The sequence below is a fragment of the Litoreibacter ponti genome, from assembly GCF_003054285.1.
Classification (GTDB): domain Bacteria; phylum Pseudomonadota; class Alphaproteobacteria; order Rhodobacterales; family Rhodobacteraceae; genus Litoreibacter; species Litoreibacter ponti.
The window spans coordinates 838,456-855,893 of sequence record NZ_QBKS01000001.1; the positions used below are offsets into that span (position 1 = coordinate 838,456).

18 protein-coding genes and 1 other RNA gene are annotated in these 17,438 nt (G+C 62.2%); 13 read left to right on the forward strand and 6 right to left on the reverse strand.

The genetic code is table 11. The features are described from left to right. The first annotated feature begins 40 nt into the window (after nt 1-40). Nucleotides 41-1,090 (forward strand): ABC transporter substrate-binding protein, encoded by a 1,050-nt coding sequence (locus C8N43_RS04220; RefSeq protein ID WP_107844412.1) that lies wholly within the window; start codon nt 41-43, stop codon nt 1,088-1,090. 76 nt (nt 1,091-1,166) lie between these two features. On the opposite strand, the gene C8N43_RS04225 is transcribed toward C8N43_RS04220, so the two are convergent. Continuing rightward, nucleotides 1,167-2,297 (reverse strand): hypothetical protein, encoded by a 1,131-nt coding sequence (locus C8N43_RS04225; protein WP_158269905.1) that lies wholly within the window; start codon nt 2,295-2,297, stop codon nt 1,167-1,169. Nucleotides 2,298-2,477: 180 nt separating this feature from the next. Here C8N43_RS04225 and ssrA point away from each other — a divergent pair. Beyond that, nucleotides 2,478-2,829, forward strand: a transfer-messenger RNA (tmRNA) gene (ssrA, locus tag C8N43_RS04235). A 102-nt stretch (nt 2,830-2,931) separates the two neighbouring features. On the opposite strand, the gene C8N43_RS04240 is transcribed toward ssrA, so the two are convergent. Further along, complete coding sequence (locus tag C8N43_RS04240) at nt 2,932-3,606, reverse strand: ArsR/SmtB family transcription factor (RefSeq protein WP_107844414.1); 675 nt, start codon at nt 3,604-3,606, stop codon at nt 2,932-2,934. Between the two features lie 133 nt (nt 3,607-3,739). Between C8N43_RS04240 and C8N43_RS04245 the strand changes: the two genes are divergently transcribed. The 9 genes from C8N43_RS04245 (at nt 3,740) to C8N43_RS04285 (ending at nt 9,491) form a co-directional block, all read left to right on the forward strand. Beyond that, complete coding sequence (locus C8N43_RS04245) at nt 3,740-4,063, forward strand: NIPSNAP family protein (RefSeq protein WP_107844415.1); 324 nt, start codon at nt 3,740-3,742, stop codon at nt 4,061-4,063. Then, on the forward strand, nt 4,060-4,428 hold the full coding sequence (locus tag C8N43_RS04250; RefSeq protein ID WP_107844416.1) for an antibiotic biosynthesis monooxygenase family protein: 369 nt from the start codon (nt 4,060-4,062) through the stop codon (nt 4,426-4,428). Before C8N43_RS04245 ends, C8N43_RS04250 begins: the two co-directional genes overlap by 4 nt. Before the next feature lie 108 nt (nt 4,429-4,536). Then, on the forward strand, nt 4,537-5,313 hold the full coding sequence (locus C8N43_RS04255) for a chromate resistance protein ChrB domain-containing protein (RefSeq protein ID WP_107844417.1): 777 nt from the start codon (nt 4,537-4,539) through the stop codon (nt 5,311-5,313). A 2-nt stretch (nt 5,314-5,315) separates the two neighbouring features. Next, the gene (chrA, locus tag C8N43_RS04260) at nt 5,316-6,503 is read left to right on the forward strand and encodes a chromate efflux transporter (protein ID WP_107846232.1); all 1,188 of its coding nucleotides are present in this window, start codon (nt 5,316-5,318) and stop codon (nt 6,501-6,503) included. 68 nt (nt 6,504-6,571) lie between these two features. Continuing rightward, nucleotides 6,572-7,090 (forward strand): SspB family protein, encoded by a 519-nt coding sequence (locus C8N43_RS04265; RefSeq protein ID WP_107844418.1) that lies wholly within the window; start codon nt 6,572-6,574, stop codon nt 7,088-7,090. A 197-nt stretch (nt 7,091-7,287) separates the two neighbouring features. After that, nucleotides 7,288-8,679, forward strand: coding sequence for a class II fumarate hydratase (gene fumC / locus C8N43_RS04270; RefSeq protein ID WP_107844419.1), 1,392 nt, complete (start codon nt 7,288-7,290; stop codon nt 8,677-8,679). Then, entirely contained in the window at nt 8,676-8,849 is a 174-nt protein-coding gene (locus C8N43_RS04275; RefSeq protein WP_107844420.1) for a DUF4169 family protein, read from the forward strand. The genes fumC and C8N43_RS04275 overlap by 4 nt, the downstream gene beginning before the upstream one ends. After that, on the forward strand, nt 8,842-9,279 hold the full coding sequence (locus C8N43_RS04280; RefSeq protein WP_107844421.1) for a QcrA and Rieske domain-containing protein: 438 nt from the start codon (nt 8,842-8,844) through the stop codon (nt 9,277-9,279). The genes C8N43_RS04275 and C8N43_RS04280 overlap by 8 nt, the downstream gene beginning before the upstream one ends. Further along, a complete protein-coding gene (locus C8N43_RS04285) occupies nt 9,276-9,491 on the forward strand; it encodes a ribbon-helix-helix domain-containing protein (RefSeq protein WP_107844422.1) in 216 nt (71 codons plus the stop codon). Before C8N43_RS04280 ends, C8N43_RS04285 begins: the two co-directional genes overlap by 4 nt. On the opposite strand, the gene C8N43_RS04290 is transcribed toward C8N43_RS04285, so the two are convergent. Genes C8N43_RS04290 through C8N43_RS04300 form a run of 3 tightly spaced genes read right to left on the reverse strand, consistent with a single transcriptional unit; the run spans nt 9,485 to nt 12,558 of the window. Further along, complete coding sequence (locus C8N43_RS04290; RefSeq protein ID WP_107844423.1) at nt 9,485-9,946, reverse strand: DUF3592 domain-containing protein; 462 nt, start codon at nt 9,944-9,946, stop codon at nt 9,485-9,487. The two genes, C8N43_RS04285 and C8N43_RS04290, sit on opposite strands and share 7 nt — an antisense overlap. Before the next feature lie 3 nt (nt 9,947-9,949). Then, nucleotides 9,950-11,293 (reverse strand): cytochrome P450, encoded by a 1,344-nt coding sequence (locus C8N43_RS04295; protein ID WP_107844424.1) that lies wholly within the window; start codon nt 11,291-11,293, stop codon nt 9,950-9,952. Continuing rightward, nucleotides 11,290-12,558, reverse strand: a complete 1,269-nt coding sequence (locus C8N43_RS04300; RefSeq protein WP_107844425.1) for a hypothetical protein — start codon at nt 12,556-12,558, stop codon at nt 11,290-11,292. The genes C8N43_RS04295 and C8N43_RS04300 overlap by 4 nt, the downstream gene beginning before the upstream one ends. A gap of 83 nt (nt 12,559-12,641) precedes the next feature. Between C8N43_RS04300 and C8N43_RS04305 the strand changes: the two genes are divergently transcribed. Continuing rightward, entirely contained in the window at nt 12,642-12,872 is a 231-nt protein-coding gene (locus tag C8N43_RS04305; RefSeq protein WP_107844426.1) for a sulfurtransferase TusA family protein, read from the forward strand. A 37-nt stretch (nt 12,873-12,909) separates the two neighbouring features. Here the strand turns inward: C8N43_RS04305 and C8N43_RS04310 are convergent, their stop codons facing one another. Continuing rightward, on the reverse strand, nt 12,910-16,296 hold the full coding sequence (locus tag C8N43_RS04310; RefSeq protein WP_107844427.1) for an indolepyruvate ferredoxin oxidoreductase family protein: 3,387 nt from the start codon (nt 16,294-16,296) through the stop codon (nt 12,910-12,912). A 138-nt stretch (nt 16,297-16,434) separates the two neighbouring features. Between C8N43_RS04310 and C8N43_RS04315 the strand changes: the two genes are divergently transcribed. After that, nucleotides 16,435-17,340: a LysR family transcriptional regulator gene (locus C8N43_RS04315; protein WP_107844428.1), complete on the forward strand. Its 906-nt coding sequence runs from the start codon at nt 16,435-16,437 to the stop codon at nt 17,338-17,340. Nucleotides 17,341-17,438: the final 98 nt, after the last annotated feature.

Genomic DNA, 17,438 nt, shown 5'->3' on the forward strand with positions numbered 1-17,438 from the left:
ACGGCCAGACCAAAATCGCCTGACCAACACGGAGTACCCAATGACCCGCCTGACCACCCTGATGGGCACCGCCGCTCTGGCGCTTGCCTCCACGACTGCTTTTGCTGCCGACCCCGACCTGCTGGTCTTCGACTGGTCGGGCTACGAAGAAGAAGGCTTCTTCATCAACTACGCCGAAAAGCACGGCTCCGGCCCGACTTACGCGTTCTTCGGGGAAGAGGAAGAGGCGTTCCAAAAGCTGCGCTCGGGCTTCAAGGCCGATGTCGCGCACCCCTGCTCGCAATCGGTGGACAAGTGGTTCCAGGCCGGCCTGATCGAGCCGTGGGATCTGTCCAAGATCCCGACCTACGAGACGCTGGCCGACATCTACAAGACCGACCCGACCTTCGTGCGCGACGGCGAGGTTTACTTCATCCCCGCTGACCTCGGCATGACCGGCATCGCCTACAATGCCGACGAAGTGACGGCCGAACAGGTCAGCTCGCTGCAGATCTTCCTTGACCCAGAGATGGCCGGGCGCGTGTCCCTGCCCGACAATGTCGATGACGCCTATGCGCTGGCGTATCTGGCCACCGGTACCTCCGACTGGACCAAGGCCACCGAGGAAGACTTTAAGAAGGCCTCCGACTGGCTGCGGCAGGCCCATGCCAACAACCGCGCCTATTGGGCCGATGGTGCCGAGCTGGCCCAGCTGATGGCCACGGGCGAAGTGCTGGTCGCATGGTCATGGAACGAGACGCCGGTGCAGATGGTCGGTGACGGCTACAACATCGCGTTCGAGCGCGAGGCGGCGGAAGGCTCGTCAAGCTGGTTCTGCGGCTACGTGAACCTCGTCGATGGCCCCGGCTCCGAGGACAAGGCCCATGACTTCATCGAGTCCTTCCTGAGCCAGGAGACCGCCGACTACATCGTCAACGAATGGGGCTACGGCCATTCCAACACTGCTGCCATGTCCGGCTTCGGCGAGGAGACGCTGACCGAGGTGGGCCTGAACGAGATCTCCGCGCCCCAGCTGGCGCAGCTGCCCATGGACACGTCCCTGCGCGAGCAGATGATCAAGGAGTTCGAGCGCATCAAGGCGGGCTTCTAGACCCTTCTGAGTTTGAAAGAAAAAGGCAGCCGTCACGTCGGACGGCTGCCTTTTTTCGTGGAGTTGGCTGGGTGTGCTATCCTTCTTCGATGACCAACAGAACCTCATCATCCACAGCCGCCGGGTCATCGCTGATCGTCGGATCGTCCTCGTCCTCTTCGGGGAGCACCGCAGCGATCTGCTCCTCGGTCGGCAACCCGCCCCGGATCGCGTCCAAGACCTGCTCGGTCTCGGCCTCGCCCAGCGTGCCTTTATAGGCCGCCAGTAGCTCTTCCTCCGCCGTGGTCACGCCGTCACGCGACGGCACGCCCTCCTCCACCAGGGCTTCCGCATCGGCGATGTCCGCCTCCGTCGGCACCTCGTCCACGCCGTCGGTCAGCGCAATGGCGTCGGTCAGATCGGGGTAATCCAGCGCCGCTTGCGCGTCGAGATCGGCCTGACCGTCGTCCACGCCATTGTCGATCAGCTCCCGCGCGGCTTCGAGCTCTTCCTCGGTCGGTGCGTTCTCGATGAGATCGAACGCCTCTGCCAGCTCGAGCGTACGCTCCGCAGCGTCGAACGCCTCGCGCTCAAGAGCGTATTCGTAGTCCGCCAACGCAAGCGCCGCGCTCAAGCCCACCGGCCCGTTGAAATTGCCATTCGCGATATGGGCGAGCTTGGCATTCGGGCTGGAGTTGATCGCCCCGTTGAGCTTGCCAAGATTGCTTGGATGCAGGGTGCCTTTGACCTTGCGCTCCGGGCGCGCTTTCGGGGCAGTATGGGCCTGCACCGGGGCCACCGAGGCCTTAACGATCCGCTTGGTGCGCGCTTTGGCGGGCGCCTTCGCAACCTGGCGTTTCACGGTTCGGGTCTTGCCAGAGGTTTTCTTCTGCGCGCTGAAGATGTCGCGCAGCTTGAAGCCTTTGCCGCCGCGGGATTTCGACGCCGATCCTTTGGAGCTTTTACCGCCCGAGCGCGCAACGTCGCTCTTGCCGCCCTTTTGGCTTCCGCCCTTGGCGTTGTCGCTGTTGCCCCCTTTGTTTCCACCGCCTTTGCCGCCACCATTGCCGCCGCCATTACCTTGGCCGCCGCCGTTGCCCCCGCCCTTGCCACCGCCATTGCCGTTCTTGGCATAGGCACCGTCGGTGCCCACAACAGTAACAATCGGTGTCGCCACAAAGGCCGAGACCGCCATCACGGTCAGGCAGGTTTTCAGAATTTTACGCATAATTGTTCCTCATTCGCCGTATTTTGCCACGTTTTTTGCAAAAAGACTTGGCATAACTAGGGAGATGCGGTGTCAGAAATGTGCCGCGCGCCTGTCCTCCCCGTGCAAGTGTAACCAGAGAAGGCCGCCGCCCCCAAGCGCGCGCCATGCACGGCTAGATTCCGGCGAAATCCGGCCTCGGCAATTGCAACCGGGGCGCCATCCGCCTATATGTCTTATGTTCCTTCGGGGACTATGGACATAAACGCGCTCGTAATAAGCGGATCGGACCCGGGGGCGGTACCCGGCGACTCCACCAAAACTCCCTCGTTTGGGGACCATGGGGTCGAAATAGGATCGACGGACGTCTAAAGGGGTTTGCTTTGTCTCGGTGAGTTACCACCGTTATCGGTACACTTAAGCTAGTTGCAAACGACAACAAAGCTCCGGTCGCACTCGCAGCGTAAGCTGTGCGTAAGATCGAAATCTTAAGCCCTGTCGCCTAGCAGCGTCAGGCGGGGTTCGCAGGTACCTGGCAACAGAAACCTGCATTTACTCCCTTTTGAGCTTTAAGATCGCATGGCATTGATTTGTTTCAATTCAGTTTTTCCACGCGAACGTTACGATCTTCGGTCGCGCGCCGACCGGCAAGACTTCAAAGCTTGAAAGCTTCGCGAAAGGCGGGAGCACCAAGCCCGGTGAAACGCACAACGCGTGTGCCCTCAGGCCGCTTCGCCCAACCCTGGGCGAACGCGTGATCCAGGATCGAGCGGCCCAGGCGGCCCGCCAGATGCATGCGCCGCGCGGACCAGTCGAGGCAGGACTTGCACTCCGGGCTGCGGGACTTCGTTGACAAATCGATGCCCAGATCCGCCATTTCCGCCCGACCAGCCGCTGTCAGCACCACCTCGTCGCCCTGCGCCGCAATAACGCCGCGCGCCATCAGACCGTCGTAAAGCGCCACACCCATCTCGCCCGCGAGGTGATTGTAGCAGACCCGGGCCTGCCGCAGTTCCGCGTCGCGCGGTCCGGTGCGGGTGCGCAGCTGACCTTTCTTGGCCGCCAGCCCCATCAGCGCCTCCAGCACCTCCGCCACATCGCCATCGGCGAGCCGGAAGTAGTGGTGTCGGCCCTGCCGCTCGCGCGTGATCAATCCGCCCTCTTCCAGCCGGGTCAGATGGCCCGACGCGGTCTGGCCCTGAATGCCAGCCTCCCCCGCAAGCTCGCCCGCGGTCAGGGCCTTGCCGCTCATCAGGGCCGCTAGCATGTTGGCGCGTCCGGGATCGGCGATCAGCGTGGCGATGCGGGAAATGTCGGGTCCGTCTTTCATGGCTTGCGCTCCATAGTTCGGTGGCAACCGAAGCATGGGCGACACACCAATGCAAGCATAGTTCGGCTCAGACCGAACCATTGGCGCGACAATCCACGCTAGACCAGAGGCATGGACAACGAAGGATACCGCCATGCTCACCTGCTTCATCCGCTACCAGATCGACCCCACCAAACGCGCCGAGTTCGTGCGATACGCTCAGACCTGGGGACGGGCGATCCCGCGCAATGGGGCTGATCTTGTTGGATATTTTGCCCCGCACGAGGGATCATCGACCCTCGCCTACGGGGTCTACAACATCCCCTCCCTCGCGGAATATGAGACATACCGCGCAAGGCTCGCGGCGGATCCGCTGGGCCGGGAAAACTACGAATTCGCGCAATCCGAGAAGTTCATCTTGCGCGAAGACCGCACCTTCCTGACACTGGCCAGCACACCCCATGGAGAGCCCACATGATCGCCGTTATCTTCGAAGTCATGCCCGCAGAGGGCAAAAAGGATGCCTATCTCGACATCGCGGGCGGCCTGCGCCCCCTTCTCGACGAGGTCGAGGGGTTTATCTCTGTCGAGCGGTTCCAGTCGATCACGGATCCGTCCAAGATGCTGTCCCTGAGCTTTTTCGAAGATGAAAGCGCGCTCGCCAACTGGCGCACCATGGCCGAGCACCGCGCGGCACAGGATGCGGGCCGCAGCGGCATCTTCGACGACTACCGCTTGCGGGTCGTCTCGGTGATGCGCGACTACGGGCCGGAGCGGAACCGCGATCAGGCGCCTGAGGACAGCAACGCCGCCCATGGCTGCCCCTATCTTGCCGACACTTGACCGCGACGGCGGCGCCCGCCATCCTGACATCATGGGGTTCGCGAGCACCCCGTGAGGCTGCGGCCCAAGCATCGCATCCCAAATCAACATGAAGAACGGGGTGCAACCATGTCTGGATACAATGAAATCTCGCCCGATCAGCTGATGCGGCTGATCGGTACGCCCGGCTGTCCAACGATCCTTGATGTCTGCGTTGACGAGGATTTTAGCGTCGACCCGCGCCTGATCCCGACCGCGAAACGCTGGCCGCATCGCGATATTGCGAACTATGACGGCGGTCCTGTCGTCGTCGTATGCCAGAAAGGCAAGAAGCTGAGCCATGGCGCGGCGGCCCTGCTGCGTACCAAACCAATCAAGGCAGAGGTTCTGGAAGGCGGCAACCATGCATGGCGTGACGCAGGCCTGCCGCTGATCCCGGCCACGGCAATCGCTGGCCCCTACTGGGTCACACGCCACCGCCCGAAGATCGACCGCATCGCCTGCCCGTGGCTAATCCGCCGCTTCATCGACCCGAAGGCGCAGGTCCTGTTCGTGCCGCCCGCCGAGGTGATGGCGGTGGCCGAAAAGTTCGACGCCACGCCTTTTGATGCAGACGGAGCGGCCCTTGCCCATCAGGACGGCTGCACCTTTGACACGATGCTGCGCGTCTTCGCGCTCGACACTACACCGCTCCAGACCATGGCCCGCGTGATCCGCGCGGCGGATCTGGGCCGCCCGCAAGATGCGCCCGAGGCGGCGGGACTGTTGGCCCTGTCCGTCGGCCTATCGCGCGCCCATAAAAACGACCAATCCCAGCTGGAGGCGGGCATGACAGTCTATGATGCGCTCTACGCCTGGGCCCGCGACGGGCAGGCCGAGACCCACGCGTCGGAGCTGTCACAGTGACCTTGGCTGAGCTGATCCGCGTCTTCGGGCGCATCGGGCTTTTGTCCTTCGGCGGCCCGGCGGCGCAGATCGCACTGATGTACAAGGAGCTGGTCGAGGACCGGCCGTGGCTGACCGACGCGCAATTCCTGCGCGCGCTGTCATTTTGCATGTTGCTGCCGGGGCCGGAGGCGATGCAGCTTGCGACCTACGCCGGCTGGCGGTTGCGCGGCACACTGGGCGGGTTGATCGCGGGGCTGCTGTTCGTCATCCCCGGCGCGCTGGTAATCGCGGTGCTGGCGCTGGCCTATAGCGCCTACGGGCAGCTTCCGATCGCGCAATCGCTGTTCATCGGCATCAAGGCCTGCGTCGTGGTGATCGTGATCGGCGCGTTGATGAAGGTTTCTCAGAAAGCGCTCAAAATCCGCGCGCACCTGACCATCGCCGTCGCAAGCTTCGCGGCGCTCTTCGCGCTCGACCTGCCCTTCCCGCTGGTCATCGCGGTCGCGGCGCTGGCAGGTGCGCTCTTTCTGAAAGCCCCGGTCGAGCCGGGGCCGAAATCCGCGCCGCAAAGCATTTGGAGTACCGTCAAGACCGTGGCAATTTGGCTTGCGATCTGGCTGGCCCCGATCCTCCTGCTCGAGCTCTACGCGCCAAACATCCTTGTCGATATGGCGATTTTTTTCTCGACCCTCGCGGTCGTTACCTTTGGCGGGGCCTACGCGGTGCTGGCCTACATGACGCAGATCGTGGTGGGAGACTTCGGCTGGCTCACCACCGAGCAGATGATCGACGCGCTCGGCCTGGCGGAGACCACCCCCGGCCCGCTTATTCTTGTGACACAGTTCGTCGCCATGATCGCCAGCGACAGCCCCGGCACGGCGATCGCCGCGGGGGTCGTGACGCTTTGGGTCACCTTCGCGCCGTGCTTCCTGTGGATCTTTGCAGGGGCGCCTTATATCGACCGGCTCGCCCACATGCCGCGTCTGTCGGGCGCGCTTGCGGGGATCACCGCGGCGGTCGTGGGGGTGATCGCCAATCTGGGGCTGTGGTTCGCGGGTGCCGTGTTCTTCGAGCAGGGCTTTTTGCAGTTCGCACCGGTGATGATCGCCGGGGTTGCGGCGCTGTTGTTGCTGTGGCGGAGGTGGGACATGCTGTGGGTGCTGCCCATTTCGGCGGCACTGGGACTGCTTTTGGCCCCGCCGGTTTGAGCGGGCCTTTTACTCCCCCGCGAATCCCGTATGCTTACCCGTAGGTCAAATGAAGGGGGTCGCATCCCATGTCCAAGAGCATCGACTACGGCAACATGATGCACCGCGCCATGCGCGGCCTCATCGCCGAGGTGCTGGAGGATGTCGGGGCAAACGGACTGCCGGGCGAGCACCACTTTTTCATCACCTTCGATACCCGTCACCCCGATGTGGAGATGGCCGACTGGCTGTTCGACCGTTACCCGTCCGAGATGACGATCGTCGTGCAGCACTGGTTCGACAATCTGATCGTGGGCAGTGACGGCTTCCAGATCACGCTCAACTTCGGCGACACACCGGAGCCGCTGGCGATCCCATTCGACGCGATCCGCACCTTCGTGGATCCGTCGGTGGAATTCGGCCTGCGGTTCGAAAATCAGGATGGCGAGGAGGACGACGCCGAGGTCGTCGACCTGCCCGACCTCGACCTCGCCGAAGCGCTGGATCTCGACAAGGTCGAGGATCCGAAACCCGAAACGGCGTCCGACGACCCTGCCCCGGCCAAGGACGCCGATGTCGTCAGCCTCGACGCGTTCCGAAAGACCTGACTTAACGCGGCTCCTGCACCCTCGATCTCCGCCAAATGCGCGTCCGCCTTATGGCCAAGCTCCATATCGGCAGGGTGTAGATCGGGATGTCCGCCGCGTCACATTTCGAGTGCGCGCGAAGCCCGTGGCTTGATTGCCAAGACATGATAGCGCGGCTAAACCGGGGGCGTTCGCTAAATCACGCAAGGACCCGCCCCATGACCGCGACCCGCACCGAGACCGACAGCTTTGGCCCGCTGGAGGTCCCCGCCGACAAGTACTGGGGCGCGCAGACCCAACGCTCGATCATGAACTTCCCCATTGGCTGGGAGAAGCAGCCCGTGGCCATCGTCCGCGCTCTCGGCGTAATCAAAAAGGCCGCGGCGACCGTGAACCTTGAGTTCGGTGACCTTGACGCAGAACTTGCCCCCGCGATCCAGCAGGCGGCGCAAGAGGTCATCGACGGCAAGTTCGACGACAACTTTCCGTTGGTGGTCTGGCAGACAGGCTCCGGCACGCAAAGCAACATGAATTCCAACGAGGTGATCTCGAACCGCGCGATCGAGATCCTCGGTGGCGAGATGGGCTCCAAATCGCCCGTCCACCCCAACGATCATTGCAACATGGGTCAGTCCTCGAACGACACCTTCCCCACCGCGATGCATGTCGCCATCGGGATGGTCGCCCGCGACACGCTGCTGCCCGGTCTGCGCAAGCTGCACGCGGCGCTGGAGGCGAAGGCGGAAGAGTTCAAGGACATCATCAAGATCGGCCGCACCCATACGCAGGACGCGACGCCCCTGACCCTGGGCCAGGAATTTGGTGGTTATGCCCATCAGATGAAGAAGGGCATCGAGCGGGTCGAGGCTTGCCTGCCCGACATTTACGAACTGGCCCAAGGCGGAACCGCCGTGGGCACGGGCCTGAACACCCGCAAAGGCTTCGCCGAGAAAGTTGCGGCCGAGATCGCCGCGATCACCGACCTGCCGTTTGTCACGGCTCCAAACAAGTTCGAGGCGCTCGCCGCCCATGACGCAATGGTCATGTTCTCCGGTGCGCTGAAAACCGTCGCGGCGTCAATGTTCAAGATCGCCAACGATATGCGCCTGCTGGGCTCCGGCCCCCGCTCCGGTCTGGGCGAGCTGATTCTGCCCGAAAACGAGCCCGGCTCGTCCATCATGCCCGGCAAGGTGAACCCCACCCAGGCCGAGGCGCTGACCATGGTCTGCGCCCATGTGATGGGCAATGACGCCGCCGTGGGCTTTGCCGGCTCGCAAGGCCATTTCGAGCTGAACGTCTACAACCCGATGATGAGCTACAATGTCATCCAGTCCATGCAGCTTCTGGGCGATGCGGCGGGCAGCTTCACCGACAACATGGTCGTCGGCACGCAGGCCAATGTCGAGCGGATCGACAAGCTGATGAAGGAATCGCTGATGCTGGTCACAGCACTTGCGCCCACCATCGGCTATGACAACGCCACCAAGGTCGCCAAGACCGCCCACAAGAACGGCACGACCCTGAAGGAAGAGGCGATCGCGCTTGGTTTGGTGGACGCGGAAACCTTCGACCGTGTGGTCCAGCCCAAGGATATGATCGGCCCGAAATGAAGCCGATTAACCTGAACCAGAAGCGAAAAGAGCGTGCGCGGGCCGAGAAGAAAGCCCGCGCAGACGCCAATTCGGTGAAGTTCGGGCGGACGAAATCCGAGAAATCCGAGGCGGCCGCGTTAACCAAGCTAGAGGCCCGCAAGCTCGACGGTCACAAGCGCGATGAGTGAGACCCGCCGGTCCGCCCTGACCCTTTTGCTGGGGGCCGCTGCGGCGGTCGGCACGGGGGCAATCGGCTACGGCGTCATGCGGATCTTCGGCGAGCGTGGCAAATCGGTGCAAGGCGCGTTTGATCTGTCGGATCTTGCGCCCGGCGAGCTTCAGCGCTTCAGCGTCAGCGATCGGCCTTTTGCCGTTTTCCATGCGCCCGGCGACGGCCTGCTTGCCTATTACCTGACGTGCACACGCGCCGGGTGCGCGCTGCAAATGTCGGACGACAACACCAGTTGGGCCTGCCCTTGCGATGAAGCCCGGTTCGCGCTTGATGGCGAGCCGATCTCCGGCCCGGTACCCCGAAAGCTCGACCGCGTTCCGGTCAGGTTTGACGGCATGGTCCTAATGGCGCCGTCGGCGCTTGGCCCGGTGGAAGCCGTGACATGAGCCGCCCGAAGAAACGCTCGCTGACGCTGCGCGGTCATCGCACGTCCGTGTCTCTGGAAGATGAGTTCTGGGCCGAGTTCCGCCGCATCGCCGCCGAGAAATCCCGCCCTATCAATGACCTAGCGGCAGAGATCGACGAGGCGCGGGGCACGGACATCGGGCTCGCCTCTGCCATCAGACTATTCGTGCTGGCAGATTTGAAAGCTCAATAGCGTTTGCGCAGGCGCACGCGTTCGAGGGCCATCCATAGCGCAAACCCCAGCAAAGCTAAGCCGACAAGCGTCAGCCCCCACAGAAAGATTTGCATCCCAAACGAGCGTTTGAACGGAAGGTCAATCGCGATGCTTTGCGTCTCCGCCCGCCAGAGGACGGTCACCCGGTCGCCCAGCCGGAAGTCATAATACCGAGAGCCGTTGGCCACGTTCATTTCCCGAGGCTGTCCGCCGGGATCGGTGAATTTCACCCGCGGCACAAAGGTCAGATAGGTCGCCCCCGGAGACGTACGAAAGCTGGAGAGGTCGACCACTTGTCCGGGCAACCGTTCGCCGTGAGAGGTCCAGTTCCAGATCACCCGATCCATGTTCGCGAGCCCAACGATGACAATGCCGAAAGCCATCGCGATAATGATCATCGACCACGGCGCGCCTGTGTTTTTACCACCGCTCATCGCTCAATCCCTCTTGCTCACCCTTAACCATATTCCGTCTTTCGCGCGCACGGTCAAATGCGCCACGGGCACCGGAACCCGCTCGGTCAACTCAAAGCGAAAGCTGCGCAACAGCATCGACAGCAGAAGCGGGCCTTCGACCATCGCGAAGCCCGCGCCGGTGCAGACCCGCGGCCCGGCGGAGAACGGGATATACGCGTCGCGCTGACATTGTTTGCCATTCTCGGTTTTCCAGCGCCCAGGATCGAAGCCATCGGGGTCATCCCACAGCCGCGTGTGCCGATGCAGATGCCATGGCGACAGCACGATCTGTGCCCCGGGTTTGACGACGCGGTCCCGGAAGCGCTCCGGGCATGTCGTTTCGCGCACCATCATCGGGACCGGCGGATAGAGGCGCAGCGCTTCGCGGAACACGTCCCGCGAGAGTGGCAGTTTTGACATGCTCGATATGTCTGGATCGGCCTCCAACGCCAGCGCCTCTTTCGCCAGTTTGTCCTGCCAGTCCGGGTACATGGCGACGAGAAACAGCGTCCACGCCAGGGCGCTCGCGCTGGTCTCGTGGCCCGCAAGAAAGAAGATTGCGACCTGGTCGACCATTTCTTCGGTCGTGAAGGTTTCGCCCGTTTCCGGGTCGGCGGTCGTCATGATTTTTGTCGCCAAATCGTCCGGCGCGGTACCGGCTTTGATTTGAGCCATCCGCGCTTTGGTCAGCTGGGTGATCAGGCCGCGGATCGACGCGGCGGTCTCTTTCGTTCGCCCCTTGAAGAGCCGCGGCATCCAGCGCGGGCCCCTGACGAAGGCAGCGAGGTTCAGGATCGGCTGCGTGCGCTGGTAGTCGCGGAATTCTGCGAAGACCCGCGCTGCGATCTCGTCCTCGATGGGCAGTGAGAAAAGCGTGCGGAAAATCACGTCCGCGGCGGCGAAGCTGGTCTGTTCCTCGATCTCGACGACGCCTTCGGGCAACCGCGCCACTGCCGCCTGCCCCGCCGCCCACATCGCCGGGAAGGTGTCGCGCAGGCGGCCGCCCTCGAAGGCCGGATCAATGATGCGGCGCTGCCGTTCCCACTCTGCCCCGTTGGTCAGAAAGACCGAGTTGCCCAACAGCGGACGAAGCCCCTCCCCGATGCGGTCGGATTTCGGGAAGTCCTGTGGGCGATCTTTCAGCACGGTTTTCACCAGTTCCGGCTGATTCATCAGATAGCTACGGAAGAACGGGGTTCTGAACTCCGCCATCCAGGCGCGATAAAGCTTCGCGGGCTGCGCGGACAGGATATCTTGGCGGAACAGCTTCACATAACGCCAAAGCGAGACGCGATCCGGACGCGACGGCGGCTTGGGCGGGATCATATTGACACATACCCGGACGCGGGCACATCGATGCGCGACTTGCTCTGCGGACGGTCCTTGTAGCGCTCCATTAAGGTTAATGGTCCCGCCGTGATCTGGAAGTAGTCGTAGTCTTTCGGACGGTCGAAGGCGCAGAGGTATTGGAAGTGCAGACGGAAGAAGCGCCAGCGCAGCTCTTTCCACCGCTCCGGGCTCAGGCTTTGCGTGAACGCGGCGGAAAACACCAACGGCCAGCGTTTATCTTTGGGTGCGACGCCGGACACGGCCACAGGGTCGCAGAGCGCGAATGCACAGCCATCGCCGGGCGCCGTGACGTCGACCCAAGTGATGTCCGCACGTGATGAGAGGAATTGAAGATCGCCCCGCAACCTGTTGGCTTTCGGCAAGAAAGAGACCATGGGCACGACCTGTCCAATGCTCAGGAATGCCAAGTGCGGGCCGTTCTTGGGCAGTTCCTCCGCGCGGATCAGATCGGCCAGGATCGACACGCCAAGATGCGCGCCGGAGGAATGCCCGACGACGAGCACCTCGTCGCAATCGTCGATCAGCGCCTCCGCGATGATCGCGCGAAACTCTGCCATGCGCGCCTCCAATGCCGGCGGATTGGCCCCCATCCACCGTGCCGAATAGGCGTAGTCATGCATCAGGTAATAGGCGAAAAGCTTGCCGTCTCGGGCCTTGAACCAGCGCAACATGGTAAACATCACCGCGAGTGTCGCGATCCAGCCGAGGAGCGAGATTAACCAAAGATACTGCCCGGATATCAACGGTCCTAAGACCATACGCAGCCCGCGCTCCCCGACCCATTCGATCGCGTTCGCGACCAAGCGACCAAGTCCAAAGGCCAGCGCCAATTGCAGCAGCAGCATACCGATAGGATAGAGCGCGGCGATGATTGGCCCCTTGCGCAGGCGCATCAGGCGGATCAGCGCGCCGGTCCCGATATAGGTCGCCGCCGTGCGCAGCAGTTGCCAGTAGGTCGCGGGGATCGAATTTGACATCGAGCTCCGAACGATGTCGGACCAGACAAGCACGTCCACCTGCGCCTTCGTCCGCTGCCCATCGATCTCTGCCTCGGCATACCAGCCATAAATGCCCTTTCCGGATTTCGGTTTTAAATCAATCTGGTAGCCGCTGATCTGAGCCTGCGCTGCACCTTCTTTGCGGTAGAGTTCGCGGTAGCGTCGCGGATGGATCGGATCGTAGCCCGGGATGTAGAACACCCGGCGCGTCCGTACGGTCTGATCAGGGCTTGCCTTACTCATGGCGCGACGATAGCGGCGCTTTTTGGCAAAAGTAAGCAAGGCTGAGCGTGGACAAGGGGCGCCGTGTCTCCTAGATCACTGCCATGGACCATCACGCTGAACTCGACGCCCTCGGGCTGCTCTGCCCGCTCCCTGTTCTGAAGGCCCGCAAGCGCCTGCAAGCGCTGTCTTCGGGCGAGGTTTTGAGGGTGCTTGCGGACGATCCCGCCGCCATCGTTGACGTGCCCCATTTCTGCGCCGAAGCCGGGCATGAGCTTGTTTCGATGACCGATGCGGGCGCGCATCAGGTCTACCTTCTGCGCAAGGGCGGATAGCACCCTTCCGGGGGCAATATTTTAGCCAAGATGAAGTCTATTGGGCCGCAAGTGCGTCGGGCGTCGTGTCGAGGCTTGCAAGCAGCTCCAGGCGGCGTTTCGCGGCGGCTTTCGCGTTGGCGTCCTTGACCGGACCGAAGCCGCGAATTTGCAAAGGCAACTCTGCCAGCGCAACCGCCGCATCGCGGTTTTTTGCCTTAAGAATTTTAGGCAGATCGGCCTCGTATTGCTTGATCAAGGCGCGCTCCATCATGCGCTCGGCGGTGTAGCCAAACGGGTCGAGCGGTGTGCCGCGCAGACGCTTGAACCGGGCAAGCAGGCGGAACGCTCGCAACATCCCTGCGCCGTACTCCTTCTTCATCGGGCGCCCGTTCGCACCGATCTTCGACAGCATCGGCGGGGCGAGATGGTAGGTCAGCTTCAGCTCCCCATCAAAGGCGTCTCGGGCCTTGGCTTCTGTCTCGAGATGCAGTCGCGCGACCTCGTATTCGTCCTTGTAGGACAATAGCTTATGGTAGCCTTTGGCAACGGCCTCCTTCAGCGCAGGATCATCGATCTTGTCGACCGTCTTGCGGTATTTCTTGGCGAGACGCGCGGACTGATATCTGGTCAGATGATCGGCGCGGAAGGCGATCTTTTCATCAACGCCTTTCGGCAGCGCGACGACCTTATCCGTCACATACCCTGCCGCCTGATCCGGGTGTGCGGCCGCCCAGCGACCAAGCTCGAACGCGCGTTTATTGCGCTCGGGCGCGGCCCCGTTCAGCTCGATCGCTTGCATCAGCGCATCATGGGAGATCGGGATGAGACCGCGCTGCCACGCCGCACCGAAAATCATCATGTTGGAATAGATGCTGTCGCCCATCAGCACGCGGGCGAGTTCGGACGCGTCAAAGAATTGCACCCCGTCGCGCAGCCGTGCAGACAGCGACAATTCCAGGCGGTCGGAAGGGATTCTGAACTCTGTGTCGCGGGTGAAATCGCCAGTGACGATCTCGTGGTTATTCACCACGGCACCCGTCCGACCAGAGGTCATCAATCCCAAGGTTTTGGCCCCGGCCGTGACGACCAAGTCTCCACCGATTATCGCGTCCGCCTCGCCCGTGGCGACACGGATAGCTGTTATATCGTCGGGGCTATTGGCCAGACGGCAATGGATATGCACGGCACCGCCCTTTTGCGCGAGACCGGCCATTTCCATCATGCCCGCGCCTTTGCCGTCGATATGGGCTGCCATGGCAAGAACCGCGCCGATGGTTACCACGCCGGTGCCGCCAACCCCTGTGATCACAACGTTATGCGTGCCTGTGATCACAGGCAGCGCCGGCTCTGGCAGGTCCGGCAAGTCGACCTCTGCGGTGGCCTGCTTTTTCAGTTTGGCCCCTTCAACGGTCACGAAGGACGGGCAGAAGCCATTCACACAAGAGAAATCCTTGTTGCAGGAGCTTTGGTCGATGGCGCGTTTGCGGCCAAGTTCCGTTTCGACCGGCACAATGGAGACGCAGTTCGACTGCACCCCGCAATCGCCGCAGCCTTCGCAGACATCGGTGTTGATGAAGACGCGCTTGTCAGGGTCAGGGAACAGCCCGCGCTTGCGCCGACGACGCTTTTCGGCGGCGCAGGTTTGCACATAAACAATGGCCGATACTCCTTTGACTTTGCTCATTTTCTCTTGAACGGTTTGCAGCTCAGCCCGTTCATATCGCGGTAAATCCGTGGGAAAAGCGGTGAAATCCAGATCCTCTTTATCGTCATAAACCAGCGCGAGGTTTTCAATGCCCATAGCCCGCAGCTCCGCCACGATCCGAGGCGCGCCGAGACCGCCATCATTGCCCTGTCCCCCGGTCATCGCGACGGCGTCATTGAACAGGATCTTGTAGGTGATGTTCGTGCCCGCCGCGACCGCAGCGCGGATCGCCTGGATGCCGGAGTGATTGTATGTGCCGTCACCGATGTTCTGGAAAACGTGATCACGTTTGGAAAACGGCGCCTCGCCGATCCAGTTCGCGCCCTCGCCGCCCATATGGGTGAAGCCCAGCGTCTCGCGGTCCATCCATTGGACCATGTAGTGACAGCCGATCCCCGCGTAAGCGCGCGAGCCCTCTGGCACCTTGGTGGAGGTATTATGGGGGCAGCCGGAGCAGAAATAGGGCAGCCGCGCCGCGATATCCTGTGCGTTGTCGGACCGGCGCGCCTCTGCCAGCTGCGCCAGGCCCGCTTCAATCCGGTCGGTGCGGCGGCCTTCCTCGATCAGGATACCGCCCAGTTTCTCTGCAATATCAATGGGGTCCAGGGCCATCTGTGGGGTAAACAGCACCTCGCCCTGCTTCGTGCCGCCATAGACGCGGCGCCCACGGCGGTCGTCGAAAATCGCCTCCTTGATCTGGACCTCGATCAGCTTGCGCTTCTCTTCCACCACGACGATCAGGTCGAGCCCTTCCGCCCACTCGTTGAAACTGTCCATATCCAACGGCCAGACCTGCGCGATCTTGTAGGTTGCGATTCCGAGGCGCTTGGCCTCTTCATCGTCGATGCCGAGCAACGAGAGCGCGTGACACAGGTCCAGCCAATTCTTGCCCGCCGCAACAAACCCGATCTTCGCCTGCGCGTCGCCCATGACCGGGCGGTCGATTTTATTTGCCTTTGCAAAGGCTTCCGCGGCGAAGCGCTTGTGATTGATCACCCGCTCTTCCTGCAATTGCGGCGTGTCGACAAGGCGGATGTTCAGGCCCCCTTCCGGCATGTCGAACTCTGGCGTGACGAAATTCATGCGGTCCGGGCGGCCATCGACGACCGAGGTCACCTCGATCGTATCTTTCATGGTCTTCAAGCCGACCCACAGGCCGGAGTAGCGCGACAAGGCCCAGCCATAGAGCCCGAAATCGAGGATTTCCTGCACACCGGCGGGCGAGATGATGGGCATATACGCGTCGACCATGGCCCAGTCGGACTGGTGCAAGGTGGTCGACGACTCGCCCGTGTGATCGTCGCCCATTGCCATCAGCACGCCGCCTCGCGCCGACGAGCCCGCCATATTCGCGTGGCGCATCACGTCACCGGAGCGGTCGACCCCAGGGCCCTTGCCGTACCACAGGCCGAACACGCCATCATAGCGCCCCTCGCCCCGCAGCTCCGCCTGCTGCGCGCCCCAAAGCGCGGTCGCGGCGAGGTCTTCGTTCAGACCCGGCTGGAAGGTGATGTTGCTGGCGTCAAGCTGCTTGGCGGCGCGGGTCATCTGCATGTCGACCGCGCCCAATGGCGAGCCGCGATACCCCGTCACCAGACCCGCGGTGTTCAGCCCCGCGACCTCGTCGCGGGCCTTTTGCATCAGCATGAGCCGCACCAGCGCTTGTGTGCCGTTGAGCAGAACCGGGGATTTGTCCAGGTCGTAGCGGTCGTTCAATGATACGGTCTGAGTGCCCATGCGCGCCTCCCAACGACTACATTGTGAGCATTATAGGTCACAAAAGCTGACCTACCAAGCTCTTTTTCACGCTTGCAAGCTATGCAGCCCCCGCATGACGGGCTAACAAGCCGGGAGTTTTGACGAGGGACAGCCGCAATGGACTGGGACAAGCTGAGAATTTTCCACGCGGTGGCCGACGCGGGCTCCCTGACCCATGCCGGCGACACGTTGCACCTGTCGCAGTCTGCCGTGTCGCGCCAGATCCGCGCTTTGGAGGAATCGCTCAACACCACCCTCTTTCACCGGCACGCCCGCGGGCTGATCCTGACCGAGCAAGGCGAGCTGCTGTTTGACGCGACCCGAGCCATGACCAAGCGGCTCGATGCCGCCAGCGCGCGTATCCGAGACAGCGAAGAAGAGGTGTTCGGCGAGCTGCGCGTCACCACGACCATCGGCTTCGGCTCGCTCTGGCTTGCGCCACGGCTGTCGAATTTCTACGTGGATTATCCGGAGCTTAACATCGACCTGATGCTCGATGAGCGGGTGCTGGACCTGCCAATGCGCGAGGCGGATGTGGCGATCCGCATGAAGGAGCCGTCGCAGGCCGATCTGGTGCGAAAGCGGCTGATGTCGGTGCGGATGCGGCTATATGCGTCGCGCAATTACCTTGAAAACCACCAGATGCCCGAGCAGATCGAGGATTTGCAGGATCACCGCCTGATTTGCCAAAACACCACATCCGAGCAGGTCTCGGCGGGGGCCACGCTGGTGCGCGAGTTGATGAGCTATGAGTTGCCGAACCTGTTGACCGTGAACAATTATTTCGGCTGTTTGCAGGCCGTGCGCCATGATCTTGGGATCGGCATTTTGCCCGACTACGTGGCCATAGACGACCGCGAGCTGGTGCGCGTCCTGCCGGATGTCGAGTCGAATGTTGTGCCCGTTTTCCTCGCATACCCGGAAGAATTACGGCAGTCCAAGCGCATTTCTGCGTTCCGCGACTTTGTCGTAGGACAAATCGACTTACAGCGCAAACGCGCGCAAAACATTGAAAACGCTTGATTTCCGATTGATATGCACCCTGCGCATAGCGGGTTTGCTTTTAATTTTGCCTAAATTTCTTGAACCGGTTGGTGCAGGTGCCTAAATCCCAATCATCG